General features: G+C 72.6%; 15 protein-coding genes. 10 read left to right on the top strand and 5 right to left on the bottom strand.

Annotation, left to right across the window (positions count from 1 at the left end):
• The first annotated feature begins 85 nt into the window (after nucleotides 1–85).
• The 3 genes from IE226_RS02015 (at nucleotide 86) to IE226_RS02005 (ending at nucleotide 3,234) form a co-directional block, all read left to right on the top strand.
• Entirely contained in the window at nucleotides 86–673 is a 588-nt protein-coding gene (locus tag IE226_RS02015) for an HPP family protein (RefSeq protein ID WP_229870332.1), read from the top strand.
• Between the two features lie 133 nt (nucleotides 674–806).
• Entirely contained in the window at nucleotides 807–1,640 is an 834-nt protein-coding gene (locus IE226_RS02010) for an aldo/keto reductase (protein ID WP_190079156.1), read from the top strand.
• Between the two features lie 190 nt (nucleotides 1,641–1,830).
• The gene (locus IE226_RS02005; RefSeq protein WP_190079155.1) at nucleotides 1,831–3,234 is read left to right on the top strand and encodes an NADP-dependent succinic semialdehyde dehydrogenase; all 1,404 of its coding nucleotides are present in this window, start codon (nucleotides 1,831–1,833) and stop codon (nucleotides 3,232–3,234) included.
• Between the two features lie 97 nt (nucleotides 3,235–3,331).
• Here the strand turns inward: IE226_RS02005 and IE226_RS02000 are convergent, their stop codons facing one another.
• From IE226_RS02000 to IE226_RS01990, 3 genes are all read right to left on the bottom strand, one after another.
• A complete protein-coding gene (locus IE226_RS02000) occupies nucleotides 3,332–3,754 on the bottom strand; it encodes a hypothetical protein (RefSeq protein ID WP_229870330.1) in 423 nt (140 codons plus the stop codon).
• 119 nt (nucleotides 3,755–3,873) lie between these two features.
• A complete protein-coding gene (locus IE226_RS01995) occupies nucleotides 3,874–4,839 on the bottom strand; it encodes an LLM class F420-dependent oxidoreductase (protein WP_190079154.1) in 966 nt (321 codons plus the stop codon).
• Between the two features lie 104 nt (nucleotides 4,840–4,943).
• Nucleotides 4,944–5,849 (bottom strand): glycoside hydrolase family 16 protein, encoded by a 906-nt coding sequence (locus IE226_RS01990; protein ID WP_190079153.1) that lies wholly within the window; start codon nucleotides 5,847–5,849, stop codon nucleotides 4,944–4,946.
• A gap of 324 nt (nucleotides 5,850–6,173) precedes the next feature.
• Here IE226_RS01990 and IE226_RS01985 point away from each other — a divergent pair, with 324 nt between their 5' ends.
• The 5 genes from IE226_RS01985 to IE226_RS01965 all read left to right on the top strand — a co-directional run bounded on the left by IE226_RS01985 (nucleotide 6,174) and on the right by IE226_RS01965 (nucleotide 11,802).
• Nucleotides 6,174–6,989, top strand: a complete 816-nt coding sequence (locus IE226_RS01985; RefSeq protein WP_190079152.1) for an SAM-dependent methyltransferase — start codon at nucleotides 6,174–6,176, stop codon at nucleotides 6,987–6,989.
• 18 nt (nucleotides 6,990–7,007) lie between these two features.
• The gene (locus IE226_RS01980) at nucleotides 7,008–7,958 is read left to right on the top strand and encodes a phosphotransferase family protein (RefSeq protein ID WP_190079151.1); all 951 of its coding nucleotides are present in this window, start codon (nucleotides 7,008–7,010) and stop codon (nucleotides 7,956–7,958) included.
• 168 nt (nucleotides 7,959–8,126) lie between these two features.
• The gene (locus tag IE226_RS01975; RefSeq protein WP_190079150.1) at nucleotides 8,127–8,660 is read left to right on the top strand and encodes a 2Fe-2S iron-sulfur cluster-binding protein; all 534 of its coding nucleotides are present in this window, start codon (nucleotides 8,127–8,129) and stop codon (nucleotides 8,658–8,660) included.
• The gene (locus tag IE226_RS01970; protein WP_190079149.1) at nucleotides 8,657–9,652 is read left to right on the top strand and encodes an FAD binding domain-containing protein; all 996 of its coding nucleotides are present in this window, start codon (nucleotides 8,657–8,659) and stop codon (nucleotides 9,650–9,652) included. Before IE226_RS01975 ends, IE226_RS01970 begins: the two co-directional genes overlap by 4 nt.
• Nucleotides 9,653–9,705: 53 nt before the next feature.
• Nucleotides 9,706–11,802 (top strand): xanthine dehydrogenase family protein molybdopterin-binding subunit, encoded by a 2,097-nt coding sequence (locus tag IE226_RS01965; RefSeq protein ID WP_190079148.1) that lies wholly within the window; start codon nucleotides 9,706–9,708, stop codon nucleotides 11,800–11,802.
• A 104-nt stretch (nucleotides 11,803–11,906) separates the two neighbouring features.
• On the opposite strand, the gene IE226_RS01960 is transcribed toward IE226_RS01965, so the two are convergent.
• Together IE226_RS01960 and IE226_RS01955 are read right to left on the bottom strand one after the other, a co-directional pair.
• On the bottom strand, nucleotides 11,907–12,929 hold the full coding sequence (locus IE226_RS01960; RefSeq protein ID WP_190079147.1) for a PHP domain-containing protein: 1,023 nt from the start codon (nucleotides 12,927–12,929) through the stop codon (nucleotides 11,907–11,909).
• Nucleotides 12,930–13,033: 104 nt separating this feature from the next.
• Entirely contained in the window at nucleotides 13,034–13,216 is a 183-nt protein-coding gene (locus IE226_RS01955; RefSeq protein ID WP_190079146.1) for a hypothetical protein, read from the bottom strand.
• Nucleotides 13,217–13,468: 252 nt separating this feature from the next.
• On the opposite strand from IE226_RS01955, the gene IE226_RS01950 reads away from it, so the two are divergent.
• Complete coding sequence (locus IE226_RS01950) at nucleotides 13,469–14,722, top strand: PP2C family protein-serine/threonine phosphatase (RefSeq protein WP_190079145.1); 1,254 nt, start codon at nucleotides 13,469–13,471, stop codon at nucleotides 14,720–14,722.
• Between the two features lie 132 nt (nucleotides 14,723–14,854).
• Nucleotides 14,855–15,340 carry a DUF5709 domain-containing protein gene (locus tag IE226_RS01945; protein ID WP_190079547.1) on the top strand — a complete coding sequence of 162 codons (486 nt, stop codon included), beginning with the start codon at nucleotides 14,855–14,857 and terminating at the stop codon, nucleotides 15,338–15,340.
• The last annotated feature ends 69 nt before the right edge of the window (nucleotides 15,341–15,409 follow it).

Below are 15,409 nucleotides of genomic sequence, written 5' to 3'. Positions count from 1 at the left end.
CGCAGGAGCGGCTCGCGGCGACTCCTGCCCTTTGCCATCCCGCCGTCCGGGTCTCCCGTCGGCTGAAGCCCGGAACGTCTTTCCTTTGAGCACCGACGAGATGGTCGAGGCGTCGCCCTCACCTGCCCACCCGCGTCCTGACGCGCCCGATACGCCCGCGCCCACACGTCCGCGCATCCTGCCCCGCCTCGCGGGCCGGGCCCCCGCCCCGCCGCCCGCGGGCACCGCCCTGCACAACGTCAGCGCCGTCACCGCCGTTCTGCTTGCCCTGGTCGCCGTCGGCTCCGTCGTGCACGAACCGGTCCTCATACCGCCGCTCGCGGCCTCCGCCGCGATCGTGCACAGCGCCCCGCGCCTGCCGCTGGCCCAGCCGCGCAGCGTGATCGCGGGCCATCTGCTCTGCGCCGGCGTCGGCTACGCCGTCCTCGCCGCCCTGGGCAGCGCCGCCTGGGCCGCGGCCCTCGCCGCGGGCATCGGGCTGGCCGTGATGACCGCGGCGCGCACCCCGCACTCCCCGGCCTGTGCCACCGCCGTGGTCATCGTCCTGAACCAGCCGCGCCCCGCCACCTTCGTGCCGCTGCTGGCCGGAGCCGTCCTCGTGGTCGTCCTTGCGGGATGGGCCGCCTCGTGCGCCCGGCCCAGCGCGCCGCGCTATCCCGCGTACTGGTGGTGATCAGTTGTGATGTTCTTGGCGTGACGGCCGGGCGCCGCCGGGCATGGAATCGGATCAACCCGGGCACCTGCGCTGTCGTGCGCGACACAGAGCGCGGAATCCGCGCCTGCGGAGATACGAGAAGGGATACGCGATGGCAGCGGCTCGGACAGTGACGTTCCCCTCCGGAGTGAGCGTGCCCGCCCTGGGGCAGGGCACCTGGCGCGTCGGCGACGATCCTTCGCGCCGCGCCGAGGAGATCGCCGCTCTGCGCAGGGGCGTCGAGCTGGGCATGACGCTGATCGATACGGCGGAGATGTACGGCAGCGGCGCCTCCGAGGAGCTGGTCGGCGAGGCCATTCGCGGGCACCGCGACGACGTGTTCCTGGTGAGCAAGGTGCTGCCGTCCAACGCCGACGCCCGCGGCACCGTCGAGGCCTGTCACGCCAGCCTGCGCCGCCTCGGCACCGACCACATCGACCTGTACCTGCTGCACTGGCGGGGCGGCGTGCCGCTCGCCGAGACCGTCGAGGCGCTCGAGGGGCTGGTGAACCGCGGCAGCATCGGCGCCTGGGGCGTGAGCAACCTCGACGTCGACGACCTGGCCGAACTCCCCGGGGGCGCCCTGCCGCAGACGGACCAGGTGCTCTACAACCTCACCCGCCGCGGCCCCGAGTACGACCTGTTCCCCCGGTGCCGCGAGCGCTCGGTGCCTTTGATGGCCTACTCCCCGCTGGAGCAGGGGCGGCTGCTCGGCCACCAGGCCCTGGAGGCGGTGGCGGACGCGCACGGGAGCAGCCCGCTCCAGGTGGCGCTCGCCTGGGTGCTGCGTCACGACGACGTCATCGCCATTCCCAAGGCATCCACCACGGCGCACGTGGAGGAGAACCACGCCGCCCTCGGCATCAGCCTCACCGACGAGGACCTCAAGACGCTGGACGCCGCGTTCCCCGCGCCGGTCCGCAAGGTGCCCCTGGAGATCCTCTGAGGGGCCCCGCCAGGGGGTTTTGACCGGCCGTGGAAGTGTGCGCTCCGCATGTCCGGGCACCCGTTACGTCCCTGCGCATGCCTCCCCCGGCATGTCGCTCTAGGGTGAATTCCGGTGCCCGCAATGCCCGGAGCCGCGGGCTTCGGGCGTTATGGAGGCACTCCGTCCAGACGTTCCGAGGAGGAGCGGCATGCCCATCGCCACGGTCGATCCCGCCACCGGTGAGACGCTCAAGACCTTCGAGCCGCTTGACGACGCCGGGGTCGAGCGCCGTCTCGCGGCCGCCCACGCCGCGTTCGGCCAGTACCGCACCAGCGCCTTCAGCGAGCGGGCCCGGCTCCTGAACCGGGCCGCCGACCTGCTGGAACAGGACAACGCGACCATCGCCAAGACGATGACCGCGGAGATGGGCAAGCCCATCAAGGCGGCCAGGGCCGAAGCGGCCAAGTGCGTCAAGGCCATGCGCTGGTACGCCGAGCGGGCCGAGGACCTGCTGGCGGACGAGCACCCCGCGCAGGCCGACGTAGAGGACTCCGGTGCGAGCCGGGCGATCGTCCGCTACCGCCCGCTCGGCGTAGTCCTCGCCGTGATGCCCTGGAACTTCCCGCTCTGGCAGGTCGTCAGGTTCGCGGCTCCCGCCCTCATGGCGGGCAACGTCGGTCTGCTCAAGCACGCGTCGAACGTGCCCCAGACCGCCCTGTATCTGGAGGATCTCTTCAAGCGCGCCGGGTTCCCCGAGGGCTGCTTCCAGACGCTGCTCATCGGCTCGGGCGCCGTCGAGAACATCCTGCGCGACGAGCGGGTGGCCGCGGCGACCCTCACCGGCAGCGAACCGGCAGGGCGCTCGGTGGCGTCCACCGCCGGCGACGAGATCAAGAAGACCGTCCTGGAATTGGGCGGCAGCGACCCCTATCTCGTGCTGCCCAGCGCCGACGTCGAGCGTGCCGCGGCGACGGCGGTGACCGCCCGGGTGCAGAACAACGGGCAGTCGTGCATCGCCGCCAAGCGCTTCATCGTGCACGCCGACGTCTATGACGCCTTCCGCGAGCGTTTCGTCGCGGGCATGCGGGAGTTGACCGTCGGTGATCCGGCGAGCGAGGAGACCGACGTCGGCCCGCTCTCCACCGAGCAGGGCCGCACCGATCTGGAGGAGCTCGTCGATGACGCGCTCGCCAAGGGTGCCACCGCGCTGTGCGGAGGCCAGCGCCCCAAGGAGCAGGAGCGGGGCTGGTACTACTCCCCCACCGTCCTGGCCGACGTCACCCCGCAGATGCGCATCCACAAGGAGGAGGCGTTCGGCCCGGTGGCCACGCTCTACCGCGTCGCGGACCTGGACGAGGCGCTGGCCCTGGCCAACGACACGCCGTTCGGGCTCAGCTCGAACGTGTGGACGCGCGATGACACGGACATCGAGCGCTGCGTACGGGACCTGCAGGCGGGCGGCGTCTTCTTCAACGGCATGACCGCGTCGCACCCCGGCCTGCCCTTCGGCGGCGTCAAGCGCTCGGGCTACGGACGTGAGCTCGCGGGGCACGGCATCCGCGAGTTCTGCAACGCCACGACGGTCTGGTACGGCCCCTCCGACCCCGGCTGACAGCCTGGTCCGGGGCGGCTGACAGCCTGCCCCGGGCCGGCTCGGCCCCGCCGCCGGGTCCGTGCGACGGACCGCGGGCGGCGGGGCGGGCGGCCGTTCAGTGGCCGGGGAGCGGCGGCTCCCCGTGCTCGGCGCCCGTCAGGCGCAGCTGCATCTGCACCTCCTGGTCGCCGGATTCGGTGCCGGTGGTCGAGACGACGAAGGCCGATTCGAGGGTCTCGCGCAACCGCTCCACGGCCACCGGACCGCCTTGCAGGTCGGCGGTGACCGAGCCCGCGAGGAGCACGCCCCGCACGGGTCCCGTGCTGGCCGAGGCGAGGAAACCGCCGGTCCAGACCGCGGGCTGGGCCTGCTCCGTCCGGTGCGGGGCCTCGTCGCCCCGGTCGGAGGGGAAGTGGGCGCGCAGCACGCCGAAGACGGCGTCCGCGTCGGCCGCCGAGCACTCGCCGAGTACCACTTGCACCAGGTCGGGGGAGTCGGTCTGCGCGATGGGGGCAGCGGGGTCGGGTGTGTCGTTCACGCTGTGCTCCAGAGGGTTGCGGGTACCTGATGTGTGATCACGGGTACCCGATGTGAGGGCAGGTATCGGATGTGGCGGCCGGCGCCCGCCGCGGGGTCCGGCCGCGGTGTGCGACGGGCTCAGAGCTCGCGCAGGGCGGGCAGCAGCTTCTTCTCGGCCCAGCCGATGAAGGGGCGCTGGTGCTCTCCGCCGACCTGGACGAGGGCGATTTCCGTGAAGCCCGCCTCGGCGTAGGGGCGTACGGCGTCGACGAAGGCGTCCACGTCGTCGCCGCACGGGATCGACTCGGCGACGTCCTGCTCCGTGACGAACTGCGTGGCGCCCGCGAAGCCGGAGGGCCCTGGCAACTCGGAGTTGACGGGCCAGCCGCCGGCGAACCAGCGGAACTGGTCGTGCGCGCGGGCGATGGCCGCGTTCTTGTCGGTGTCGTAGCAGACGGGCAGCTGGCCCACGCGCGGCTTGCCGTTCCCGCCGTGCCGGTCGAAGGACTCGATCAGTTTGGCCTTGGGCTCCGTCGCGATGACCAGGTCGGCGACACGCCCGGCGAGCGCGCAGGACCGGCCGCCGGACACCGCCACCCCAATGGGGGGCAGCTCGTCGGGCAGATCCCACAGACGGGCGTTGGCCACGTCGAAGTGGGTGCCCTGGTGATTGACGTTGTCGCCGGTGAACAGCGCGCGGATGATCTCCACCGCTTCCTCGAGCATCTCGAGGCGGACCTGCGGCGACGGCCAGCCCTCGCCGACCACGTGCTCGTTGAGGCTCTCGCCCGAGCCGAGCCCGAGCCTGAAGCGCCCCTCGGAGAGCAACTGCATCGTGGCGGCCTTCTGTGCCACCACGGCGGGGTGGTAGCGGACCGTCGGGCAGGTCACGTACGTCATGAGCGGAATGCGCGAGGTCGCCTGCGCCGCCGCGCCGAGGACGCTCCACGCGTAAGGGGCATGTCCCTGCGATTCGAGCCAGGGGAAGTAGTGGTCAGAGGTGACGGAGAAGTCGAACCCCGCCCGCTCCGCCGCGACCAGATCGTCGACGAGAGCACGGGGGCCCGCCTGCTCGGTCATCATCGTATAGCCGATTTGCACCATATTGGTACGGTTTGCCGAACTGCCCCCGCTGAAACATCACCCCCGACGGCCACAGGAGAGGTCCCCTGCCCCGGCGCCGCGCGGTACCCGGGTTCCCTCCGGCCCTACTTCCAGTCGTACGCGTACGCGGCGACCCAGGTGATCTCCAGCTGTGCGCTGCTGCCGGGCGCCGCTCCCGGCCCCTCCAGAGCGCTCTCGTTCTGCAGGACCCAGGACAGCGGCTGGTCGGGAACGCCGCGGGTGTCCTCTCCCGTCTCCTGACCGTCCACGAAGAACCGCACACGTCCGGGGGTCCATTCGGTCGACACCGTGTGCCATTCGGTCCACTCGTCGGCGCCCTCGAACGTGCCCTGTTCGCCACCGCCGCACGGATGGTGGAAGGCGGTGAGGGAACCGGCCCAGTTGCCCTCGGGATGGTCCATCTCGCAACCCCCGCCGTAGTGCAGCCAGGCCGACTTGTATCCGGGAGCCGGCTTGGTCACCTTGATGCGGGCGCTGTACTTGCCGTACTTCATCTGCATGACCGCGCGCGGTACGACCGCGGCGGCGTGGACCGGGCCTCCGTCGTCGGGCCGCCACATCCGGATACGCATCCGGCCGTCGCCGTTGTGCGCAGGGCCGACGCTCACGGTGTCCTCCGGGTGATAGACACCCACGACGTCGCGGCCCCGGTCGTTGGCCGTGTCGCGCCAACCGGTGGGGTAGGCCCACCAGTTGTCGCGGTAGTCGCCTTCGAGGCCGTCGCAGTACGCGGCGGACGTGTCGGCGTGATGGTCGCAGTCGCTGAACGCGCCGAGCGGCACCCGGTCGCCGTTGAAGTCCTCGGCGACGACCTGCCAGAACGGCCCGCAGTCGCCGCGCGGCAGCTCGGTGCCCGCCTCGCCGCAGGCGTCGGCCGACCGCGACGCTCCCCCGGCGCTGGGAACGGAAAGCAGCGCGGCGAGCAGTGTGGTGCCGAGCGCCGCGAGCACGACCGGCCTGCGCCGTGCCGCCGCCGCGTGTGTTCCCATCGCGATGCCCTCCCTGCCGACCGAACAGGCCCCGCGGAACCCGCCGGGCGCCGCGCGAAGAGGGGTCATCCTCGCGGAGCCCGCGAGGTCCCGCCATACCGCCGACGCGCCCTTCCGCCCGGCCCCCGGGCCCGCCGACCGTGTTCTCGGCGTTGTCAGCACCGGCGGAGCCGATAGTTCCGAGCCGGTTCAGGACCAGGGGCCCGCCACCGGCCCGGTCCGCGGAACTCGCCGAACACCTGAACTGGTGTACGCACCTGCACGGTTGGGGCCTAAGTTGTGCGTGAACCAATTCACGCCTCGGTGGAAAGACGGACGCTACCCATGACCGACCCCGCGACAACTCCCGGATCTGCGGCACAGCAGAACATCGACACATCGGTGCCGCACTCGGCCCGGATCTGGAACTACTGGCTGGGCGGGAAGGACAACTACCCCGTCGACGAGGGCGCGGGCGACGCCTACAGCGCCGCCTACCCCGGCATCGTCACCATCGCCCGCAGCAGCCGCGCCTTCCTGCGCCGCAACATCACCTATCTGGTCACCGAGGCGGGCATCGACCAGTTCCTGGACATCGGCACCGGCCTGCCGACCGTGGACAACACCCATGAGGTCGCCCAGCGACTCGACCCCCGCACCAGGATCGTGTACGTCGACCACGACCCGATGGTCCTCGCACACGCCCGTGCCCTGCTCACCTCCACCGCCGAGGGAGCGACCGCGTACGTCGACGCCGATCTGTCCGACCCCGACCGCATCCTGACGGCCGCGGCCGAGACACTCGACCTCACCCGGCCCACCGCCCTGATCCTCAGCAACATCCTGGGCCACATCGCCGACTACGAACAGGCGCGTGCCATCGTCACCCGCCTGATGGATGGCCTGCCCTCCGGCAGTTACCTCTCGATCAACGACGGCTCACGGGGCACCGACGCCGACTACGAACAGGCCCAGGACGCCTATAACGAAACCGGCGCCGTCCCGTACTTCCTGCGCCCCGTCGACCAGATCGCCGCATTCTTCGAGGGCCTGGAACTCCTGGAACCCGGCGTCGTCTCGGTCCCCTTCTGGCGCCCGGCCCCCGACTCCCCCGCCGCGGAACCCATCGGCGAACACGGCGGCCTCGCCCGCAAGCCGTGAGCAGGACGAGCCGGCGCGATGAGCAACCACGACGAGGCGGCGATGGTCCGACCGTTGACCCTGGCCTGGGTGCAGCGGCACCTGGAAGCCGGTGAACGGATCGTCGGGACCGGGGCGCTGCACGGCGGTATCACCGCCGAGATGCGCAGGCTGACCATCGCCACGCGGGACGGGGGCCGCCGCGATCTGGTGCTGCGGAGCTTCGTGGACCCGTACTACGCGCGGCGCGCCGAGGACTCGCTGAACCGGGAGGCCGGCGCCCTGGCCCTGCTGCCGGGGGCCGGCGTGGCGGCTCCCGGCCTTGTCGCGGTCGACGCGACCGCCGCGCACTGCGAGTATCCCTCGCTCCTGATGACCCATCTGGCGGGCCGGACGGTCCTCGATGACGCGGGACTGGAGGCGCGGATCCCGCTGCTTGCCCGGCAACTCGTGGCGATCCACGCGGTGCGTCCTGCCGAGCCGCCACCGGAGTACGAGGCGTTGACGACCCCGGACACCGTCGTCACTCCGCAGGGCGCCGACGCGGCGGCGTGGGCCGCGGCGATCGACGTGATCCGCAGGCCCGCGCCGCACCATGAAGGGCGCTTCCTGCACCGGGACTTCCAACCCGGCAACGTACTGTTCGACGGGCCGCACGCCTCCACGATCACCGGCGTCGTCGACTGGGCGGCGACCTCCCTGGGCCCCGCGGATCTCGACGTCGCGCACTGCTCCACCACCCTCGCCCTGCTGCACGGCCCGGCGTGGGGTCTGCGGTTCACCGAGGCGTACGAGGAGGCCGGCGGGGCGCTGGCAGCGGCAGCGAGCGAGCGGCTGTACTGGCAGGTGCGGGACGCGCTGGCGTCCTCCGAAGAAGTGCGGGTGGTCTCGCACGTATGGCGGGAGGCGGGCAGGCCCGAGCTGACGGCGCGCGCCGTGGAGCAGCGGCTGGACGCCTACGTCACCGCTCTGCTGGACACACTGGGCTGAGCCGGGGCTTCGCACTGTCCGGCGCGCCCGGCAGGACCCGCGGGACCGGCCACGCAGGTGAGCCGATGCGCCGCCTGCACGCGTCCGGCATGCCGGAATGTGTGTCCTGACTCAGGCTGGTTACGCGGTCACACCGCAGACCACGCCTTGACGAGGGAGCAGAGCGCCATGGGAACCGATGTGTTCCGCTCGGAAGTGCCCCTGACGGTGAACGGCAGTCCCTGCCGCCCCACCGTCGACCACCGTTCCACGCTGCTGGACGTGCTGCGCGAACAGATGGGCCTCACCGGCGCCAAGAAGGGCTGTGATCACGGCCAGTGCGGCGCCTGCACCGTCCTGGTCGACGGGCGCCGCGCGAACAGCTGTCTGCTCCTCGCCGTCGCCCACGAGGGATGCGACATCACCACCGTCGAAGGGCTGCACGCCGACGACGGAGTGGAGCTGCACCCCGTACAGCGGGCCTTCCTGGAGCGCGACGCCTTCCAGTGCGGCTACTGCACGCCGGGCCAGATCTGTTCGGCCGTCGGCGCCCTGGCCGAAGCCGCCGCGGGCAACGCCTCGCACGTCACGGACCCGGACGCCGACACCGGGGAGCCCGTGGAGCTGACCAGGGAAGAGATCCGCGAGCGGCTCAGCGGCAACCTGTGCCGCTGCGGCGCCTATCCGCACATCGTCGAAGCCGTCGAGGACGTGACTCCGTGAAGCCCTTCCGGTACGTACGCGCCTACAGCGTCGAAGAGGCGACCACGGCCCACGCCGGCCGCGCGAACTCCCGCTATCTGGGCGGCGGCACCAATCTGGTCGACCTGATGAAGCTGGGCGTGGAGCGCCCCGAACGGCTCATCGACGTCAGCAGGCTGCCGCTCGACGCGGTGGAGGAGCTGCCCGACGGGTCCGTGCGCGCAGGCGCGACCGTGCGCAACAGCGACCTGGCCGCCCACCCGCTGGTGCGCGAGCGCTACCCCGTCCTTTCCCGGGCCCTGCTCGCGGGAGCGTCTGGCCAGCTGCGCAACGTGGCCACGACCGGCGGCAACCTGCTCCAGCGCACCCGCTGCCCCTACTTCCAGGACCTCGGCAAACCGTGCAACAAGCGGGAGCCCGGCACCGGCTGCGGCGCCCGCGACGGCGTCCACCGCGACCACGCGGTCCTCGGACACTCGCGGCTGTGCATCGCCACGCACCCCTCCGACATGGCGGTCGCCCTCGCCGCGCTCGATGCCCGCGTGGAGCTGCAAGGCGTGCGCGGCCGGCGCACCCTGCCCGTCACCGAGTTCCACCGCCTGCCCGGCGACCGCCCCGACGTGGACACCGAGATCGAACCCGGCGAACTGATCACCGGGGTGCTGCTGCCGGCCGCGACCGCCGGGCTGCCCTCCGCCTACCGCAAGGCCCGCGACCGTGCCTCGTACGCCTTCGCGCTCGCCTCGGTGGCCGTGGTCCTGGACATCGAGGACTCCGTCGTACGCCAGGCGCGCATCGCGTTCGGCGGCCTGGCCCACCGTCCCTGGCGCGCCCGGCATGCCGAGCGGGCGCTGCAGGGCGGCGCGCCGAGCGACGAGGCGTTCCGCCAGGCCGTGGACGCGGAGCTGTCCGCGGCCGAACCCCTGCGGGACAACTCGTTCAAGGTGCGACTGGCCCGCAATCTCGCGTGCGACGTCCTGCGACGCCTCGCGGGACCCGCCTCCGCTTCCTGACACCCCACTCTGCCCCCTCTGCCCCGCCTGCCACCCGCTTCCAGGGAGAACCCATGCCGGACACCGCAAGCGCCGTCGGAGCGCCCGCCGGGCGCAGGGAAGGCCCCCAGAAGGTGGCGGGGGCCGCCCGCTACGCCGCCGAGCACACCCCCGAGGGGTGCGCCTACGCCTGGCCGGTGCCCGCCACCGTCGCGCGCGGCACGGTCGCCTCCGTCGACACCACGGCGGCCCTGGAAGTGTCCGGCGTCATCGAGGTCCTCACCCATCTGAACGCGCCACGCCTGGAAGAGCCGGACGACGCCACGCTCGCCGTGCTCCAGGACGCGCGCGTTCCGCACCGCGGCTGGTACGTGGCGCTGGTCGTCGCCGACACCCTGGAGGCGGCACGCGAAGGCGCCGCGGCCGTCCGGGTCACCTACGACAGCGAACCGCACGACGTCACCCTGAAGGCCGATCACCCCGATGCCCATGTGCCGGAGGACGAGGACGGCACTTCGGGCGAGCACACGCGCGGCGACGCGGAGGACGCCTTCGCCGCCGCGCCCGCCCGCGTCGACGTCTCCTACCGGGTGCCGCCGCTGCACAACCACCCCATGGAGCCGCACGCGGCCACCGCCCACTGGCAGGACGGCAGGCTGACCGCCCACGACAGCAGCCAGGGCGCCACCACCGTCCGCGACGTCCTGGCCGGCCTGTTCGCGCTGCCCGAGGAGCAGGTCACGGTCGTCTCCGAGCACGTCGGCGGCGGTTTCGGCTCCAAGGGCACGCCCCGGCCGCACGTGGTGCTCGCCGCCATGGCCGCCCGTATGACCGAGAGGCCCGTGAAGCTCGTCCTGCCCCGGCGCCACCTGCCGGCCGTGGTGGGCCACCGCTCGCCGACCCTGCACCGGGTGCGCCTCGGAGCCAAGGAGGACGGCACGCTGACCTCCGTGATCCACGAGGTGACGGCGCACACCTCGCGCGTCAAGGAGTTCGTCGAGACGGCCGCCGCCGCCACCCGCGTCATGTATCCCTCGCCGCACGCCCGCACCACCCACCGGGTGGTCCCGCTCGACGTGCCGAGCCCCTCCTGGATGCGGGCGCCCGGCGAGGCGCCCGGCATGTACGCCCTGGAGTCGGCGATGGACGAACTCGCCGTGAACCTGGGCATCGACCCCATCGAGCTGCGGCTGCGCAACGACACCCGCACGGAGCCCGACAGCTCCAAGCCCTTCAGCAGCCGCCACCTCGCCGAGTGCCTGCGCGAGGGCGCCCGCCTCTTCGGCTGGTCCGAGCGCGACCCGCGCCCCCGCTCGCGCTCCGAGGGACCTGTGCTGGTGGGCAGCGGGGTCGCGTCGGCGACGTACCCGGTGGTCGTCGCGCCGAGCCGGGCCAGCGCCCACGCCTACCCCGACGGCAGCTTCGTGGTCCGCGTCAACGCCACCGACATCGGCACCGGCGCCCGCACCGTGCTCGCCCAGGTCGCCGCCGACGCGCTCCGCGTCCCCCTGGAGTCCGTGCGCACCGACATCGGCAGCAGCGACCTGCCCGACGCGCCGCTGGCGGGCGGCTCCTCCGGTACGGCCTCCTGGGGCTGGGCCGTCCACGAGGCCTGTACGCGACTGGCCTCGCGCCTGGCCGGGCAGCAGGGCCAGCAGCTGCCCCCCGAGGGCGTCGGCGCCACGGCCGACACCGAGGGCACGGCAGACGCGGACAGCGACTACGCCCGCCATGCCTTCGGCGCCCACTTCGCCGAGGTCGGCGTCGACACCGTCTCCGGGGAGGTACGGGTGCGCCGGCTGCTCGGCGTCTACGCGGCCGGGCGCATCCTCAACTCCCGCACGGCACGCTCGCAGTTCATCGGCGCGATGACGATGGGCCTGGGCATGGCGCTGACCGAGGGCAGCACGATGGACGCGGCCTTCGGCGACTTCACCGAGGCCGACCTCGCGGCCTACCACGTACCGGCGCACGCGGACGTACCCGCGATCGAGGCGCACTGGATCGACGAGGACGACCCCCACCTCAACCCCATGGGCAGCAAGGGCATCGGCGAGATCGGCATCGTCGGAACAGCGGCGGCCATCGGCAACGCCCTGCACCACGCGACGGGCCGGCGCCTGCGGGAACTGCCCCTCACCCCGGACCGGGTCCTGACGGGCGGCCTCTGAGCCGTCCGGCCACGCCCCGAACGGCGCCCGGGGCGTCCCGGGCGCCTGAGGGCCCGTGTCACAGCGTCGCCGTGTCGCAGCGTCGCCGTGTCGCAGTGTCGCGGTCAGCCGGCCGCCCGGCTCTCCCGTGTCCAGGCCAGCAGCTTCTCCGCCGTCCACGTCGTCACCACGCGTTCGGCGGGCACCCCGCACTCCTCGGCCCGTGCGCAGCCGATCACCTGCCAGTCCAGTTGTCCCGGCGCGTGCGCGTCGGTGTCCACGGAGAACAGCACTCCGGCGTCCACGGCCTTGCGCAGCAGCCTGCGCGGCGGGTCGAGTCGCTCCGGGCGGCTGTTGATCTCCACCGCGGTGCCCGCGGCGGCGCACGCGGCGAACACCGCGTCCGCGTCGAACCGGGACTCGGGCCTGCCGCGCCCGGTGACGAGCCTCCCGGTGCAGTGACCGAGCACGTCGGCGCGTGGATTGCTGACGGCGGCGATCATGCGGCGCGTCATGGCGTCGGCGTCCATGCGCAGCTTGGAGTGCACGGAGACGACCACCACGTCGAGCCGGTCGAGAAGCTCGGGCTCCTGGTCGAGCGACCCGTCGTCGAGGATGTCGCACTCGATGCCCGTGAGCAGCCGGAAGGGCGCCCACCGCTCGTTGAGGCCGGCGACCACCGCGAGCTGCTCGCGCAGCCGCTCCGGCGACAGTCCGCGCGCGATGGTCAGCCGGGGCGAGTGGTCGGTGAGCACGGCCCACTCATGGCCGATGTCGCGGGCCGCGCGGCCCATCTCCTCGATCGGGCTGCCGCCGTCGGACCAGTCGGAGTGGAGGTGGCAGTCGCCTCGCAGCAGCGCCCGCAGCGTGGCACCGCCCTCGGCGAGCGGGGCATCCGCCTCGCCCTCCAGCCGCTCCAGGTATCCCGGAACCTCGCCGGCCAGCGCCTCGCGGATCACTCCGGCGGTCTTGGGACCGATGCCCTTGAGCGACTCCAGGGACCCGTCGGCGGCGCGCCGCGCGGCCTCACCGTCCGCCAGTTCGCCGACCACCGCGGCCGCGGTGCGAAAGGCCCGCACCCGGTAGGTCGGGGCGCGGCCGCGCTCCAGCAGGAAGGCGATGCGTTCCAGCGCCTCTACGGGGTCCATCGGCACCTCCGGCCGTCGGGGACTGCGACGGCATACGTGTGCTTCCAGCGTCGCCCATCAAGCGCCGCGGGGCACCCGAGGCGAGAGGGGCCCCTCGGGAGCGCTCAGGCGGACTCGGCGGCCGGGGCGTCGTCCGGAACGACCGTGATCGGCCCCCTGAAGTCCAGCACCGCCTCGGCTCTCTGCTGGGTCTCCTCGGCGGCTTTGCGCGCTGTCGCGAGGACGTCGCCGTGCTCCTGGACGAGGGTTTCGTAGATCGGCGCCTGAGCGGCCTCATTGGCTGGCATGACCAGCGACTCCTTGTTCGGCTGACTGTGTGGGTCGGTTCGGCCGCATGCGGCCGGTCCGCGACCTTACGCCGACCTCGCGACCCACCGCGGACCGGGGTCACCCCCCGGGACGGCCGACCGGGTGTACCGGGCAGGGCCCGCTCACGCCGGAATTGCGGCGGGTGTAGCCGAAATGCACCCCCCGCAGGCCCGAGGCCGGGCGGGATCCGGGCCCCGATGTGAGACTGCTGATGAGGCGGTGATCACAGAATGTCGAGCCAGTCCGGGGCGCCCGTCCCCGACAATTCCGACCCCGGCGGCCCCGGCGGGCCGGACCCCCGGCAGCCAGGCCCCGGCGAGCAGCTTTTCGAGCACTTGCTCGCCGGGGCGCACGCGGCGGCGGCGATGGAGCTTCCCGCCCTGGCTCAGCGGTTCGCCGACGCCGTCGGACTCGACCGGATCGACGTGTATCTCGTGGACATCCAGCAGCGGTGCCTGGTGTCGCTGGCCGACGGGCCGCCCACCCTCGACGTGGACACCACCGTCGCCGGTTCGGCCTACCGGGCGCACGCGCTGCGCGTCGAGGAGCCGGCCGACGGCAGGATCGTCGCCTGGCTGCCGCTGATCGACGGTGCCGAGCGCCTCGGCGTGATCGGTGCCACCGCCGCGGCCCTCGACGTCGCGCTGCTGCGGCGCTGTCGCATGCTGGCGTCCGTCCTGGCCATGACGATCACCTCGAAGCGGGCGTCGAGCGACAGCTTCGCGCGCCGGACACGCGCCGAGACGATGCAGCTGCCGGCCGAGATGCTGCGGGCGTTCCTGCCGCCCCGGACGATCGGCAACTCTCATGTGATCTCCACCGCCGTGCTCGAACCCGCGTACGAGATCGGCGGCGACGCCTTCGACCACTCCCTGACCCCCGCCACCCTGCACGTGGCGATCTTGGACGCCATGGGCCACAACCTCGCCTCGGGTCTGACGACCGCGGTGGCCATGGCCGGCTGCCGCAACGCCCGCCGGGCGGGAGCGCAGCTGCCCGATCTCGTCGAGACCATCCAGGATGCGCTGGCCGGGTGGCTGCCCGAACAGTTCTGCACGGGCATCCTCGCCCAGGTCGACCTGGCCGAAGGCGTACTGCGGTGGTGCAACTGCGGCCACCCGCCGCCCCTGCTCATCCGGGACCACCGCGTCCTCGACCGTGCGCTCGAACGTCCGGCCCAGCCGCCCTTGGGCACCCCCGCCTCACTGGCCGAAGTGACGTGGCAGGTCCACGAGCAGGCCCTCGAGCCGGGCGACCGGGTGCTGATGTACACCGACGGCGTCACCGAACTGCGGACCAGGGGCGGCGCCGAGTTCGGCCTCGAACGCTTCACGGACAGCATCATCCGCGCCACCGCTGCGGGCGAGCCGGCACCCGAGGCGTTGCGCCAGCTCATTCACTCCATCCTCGACCGGCAGGACAACCAACTGCGCGACGACGCGACGCTGTTGCTCCTCGAATGGCGCCCGCCGAGCGCACTGTGACCCGTGGACCCGCCGCCGCGCCCTCAGCCCCTGCGTGCCGGAACGTGTGTTCTGGATCAGTGTGGATACACGGCGGGAACCAGCATCGCTCGCGCATGAAGGAGGACGAGCACCGTGGGAAACGAAGAGGTCATGGGCGACGAGGTCTACCAGCCCGACACCGAGGACGTGCGCGAGGACGAGGGCATCCTCGACCCGGAGGACACGCTCAACGACCGCGGAGCGGACCCCTACGACGAGGGCTGGTCGCCTCCCGAACGCCCCCTCGGAGTGGCCCACACCGGCACCACCGCCCAGGAACAGCAGGAGGGCGAGAGCCTGTCGGAACGCCTGTCCGAGGAGCGGCCCGACCCCGCGCTCGAAGTTCCGGGAGCCGCTGACGACGAGGACGGCATCGGCGACACGATCGACACCGACGGCGAGCCGATCGACGAGGCACAGGTGGGAGACGCTCGCGCCGGGCGTTTGTTCGTACCGGACGAGGGGGCCGACGGGGACGCGGAGGAGGACGCCGAACAGGACATGATCGGCGAGGACATGGGCATCGACGGCGGCGCGGCCTCCGCCGAGGAGGCCGCGGTGCACCTCATCGACGAGGACTCCGACGACGCGCGCTGACACCCTGGCCGCGCCTGAGTCCGGCCGCCCCGCCCTGCCGTGCCATGTCAGGGCAAAAGGCAGGGCAGA

Source organism: Streptomyces longisporoflavus (assembly GCF_014649775.1).
GTDB classification, from domain to species: Bacteria; Actinomycetota; Actinomycetes; order Streptomycetales; family Streptomycetaceae; genus Streptomyces; species Streptomyces longisporoflavus.
This window is presented reverse-complemented; position numbering and strand designations above follow the sequence as displayed.